General features: G+C 59.6%; 1 protein-coding gene. It reads right to left on the reverse strand.

Features of this window, described 5'->3' with window-relative positions; all coding sequences use genetic code 11:
- Positions 1-1658, reverse strand: a 1658-nt coding sequence (gene ctaD, locus CH292_RS25160) for a cytochrome c oxidase subunit I (RefSeq protein ID WP_212669376.1), incomplete at its 3' end; no start/stop codon positions are given.
- Positions 1659-1667: the final 9 nt, after the last annotated feature.

A 1667-nucleotide genomic window follows, 5' to 3' on the forward strand; every position in this document is an offset into this window, starting at 1 on the left:
CCTGGTCCGACGTGGGCTTCGGCGCGGAGGCGTTCGACCATGTGCGGGTAGTGCAGTTCGAACGCGGGACGCTCGGAACGGATCCGGGGCAGTTCGGTGAAGTTGTGCCGCGGCGGCGGGCAGGAGGTCGCCCATTCCAACGAGTTGCCGTATCCCCACGGATCGTCGACGGTGACCACTTCGCCGTACCGGTAGGACTTGAAGACATTCCACACGAACGGCAACGTCGACGCACCGAGCACGAACGCCCCGATCGTGGAAATGATGTTGAGTGTGGTGAACCCGTCCGACGCCAGGTAATCGGCGTACCGACGCGGCATACCCTCGTTCCCGAGCCAGTGCTGCACCAGGAACGTGCCGTGGAACCCGAAGAACGTCAACCAGAAATGCCACTTGCCGAGCGTCTCGTCCATCATCCGGCCCGTCATCTTCGGGAACCAGAAATAGATACCGGCATACGTCGCGAACACCACCGTCCCGAACACCACATAGTGGAAGTGCGCGATCACGAAGTAGGTGTCGGTGACATGGAAATCGATCGGCGGGCTGGCGAGCAACACACCCGAGAGACCACCGAAGAGGAACGTGATCAAGAACCCGATGGAGAACAACATCGGCGTCTCGAGCGTCACCTGACCACGCCACATCGTGCCGATCCAGTTGAAGATCTTCACACCCGTGGGCACCGCGATCAAGAACGTCATGAACGAGAAGAACGGAAGCAACACCGCACCGGTGGCATACATGTGATGCGCCCACACCGCGATCGACAACGCCGCGATCGCGATCGTCGCGTAGATCAACGTGGTGTACCCGAACATCGGCTTACGCGAGAACACCGGGAAGATCTCCGAGACGATCCCGAAGAACGGCAACGCGATGATGTACACCTCGGGATGACCGAAGAACCAGAACAAGTGCTGCCACAGCAACACACCACCGGTCGCCGGATCGAACAAGTGCGCACCCAGATGACGATCGGCCGCCAGCCCCAACAACGCCGCCGTCAACAACGGGAACGCAAGAAGAATCAGAATCGAGGTCACCAGAATGTTCCAGGTGAAAATCGGCATCCGGAACATCGTCATACCCGGCGCCCGCAAACAGATGACCGTGGTGATCATGTTGACGCCACCGAGAATGGTGCCCAAACCGGCCACCGCCAACCCCATGATCCACAGATCAGCACCCACACCCGGCGAATGCAGAGCACTCGTCAACGGCGTGTAGGCAGTCCACCCGAAGTCCGCGGCACCACCAGGAGTGATGAACCCGGCCGTGGTGATCAACGCACCGAACAGATACAACCAGTACGAGAACGCATTGAGCCGCGGGAACGCCACATCCGGAGCACCGATCTGCAACGGCAGAATGTAATTGGCGAACCCGAACACGATCGGCGTCGCATACAACAGCAACATGATCGTGCCGTGCATGGTGAACAACTGGTTGTACTGCTCGTTGGACAGAAACTGCATCCCCGGCACAGCCAACTCGGCGCGCATCAACAACGCCATCAACCCACCGACGAGGAAGAACGCAATCGACGTCGCGATGTACATGATCCCCAACACCTTGGGATCAGTGGTCGTAATCGCCTTGTGAACGAACGAACCCTTAGGTCCCATCCGCGGCGGAAAAGGCCGAGCCGCCGTCACAGCGGGAGT

Origin of the sequence: Rhodococcus sp. 14-2470-1a (genome assembly GCF_002259425.1) — a bacterium.
GTDB classification, from domain to species: domain Bacteria; phylum Actinomycetota; class Actinomycetes; order Mycobacteriales; family Mycobacteriaceae; genus Rhodococcoides; species Rhodococcoides fascians_E.